Raw genomic sequence first — 563 nt, 5'->3', positions numbered from 1 at the left:
CTCTCTGGGCGGTGTTATCCGGCTTAATGGTACGCTGTATCCCGCGTTTGCCGTTCCCTCAGCCGATAACAGGCATCTGGTCATCAGTGCGCTGACCGATAAGGGGTTACGGTATGCAGGATATGGTGTTGCCGTAAATCACGATGCAGACAGCCACATATCACCTGCACCAGAACTGATGCAGTTTCATCTGAAAACCCGTGAGGCACCGCTTTTTGCTGCCGTCAACACACCAGAAAAACAGCCGGATCATCTGTTCCGCTCGCTGGGTTTTAATCGTACCTGGGAGGAATGGCAGCGCGAGGAAGATGCACGAACACACACCACCGAGAGGAGACATGATCGCGGTTGGTCACAGTGAATGTGAACAATATTTTGTTTTGTTTAACATCGTGTTATGTTCTTCGATGTTCATCGACAGGGATGAATGCAAGAAGCACACTCACATAACGCAAGCATAGTTTTGTTTTTCCGCCCCCAAAAATTGGGGGGGCTTTTTTCGCTGCATCAGAGCGTTTTTGACGCAATTTTTCACTTCAATAGTACCTTCGCACTACTAACAC

1 pseudogene is annotated in these 563 nt (G+C 48.8%); it reads left to right on the top strand.

Annotated elements, in window-relative coordinates:
• Positions 1-361, top strand: a pseudogene (locus ATB02_RS25780) (MobQ family relaxase); the annotation flags it as partial.
• Between the last annotated feature and the right edge of the window lie 202 nt (positions 362-563).

Source organism: Escherichia sp. MOD1-EC5189 (assembly GCF_002966045.1).
GTDB lineage: Bacteria > Pseudomonadota > Gammaproteobacteria > Enterobacterales > Enterobacteriaceae > Escherichia > Escherichia coli_F.
Note: the sequence above shows the minus strand (reverse complement) of the source record. Positions and strands in the feature narration are given on the sequence as shown.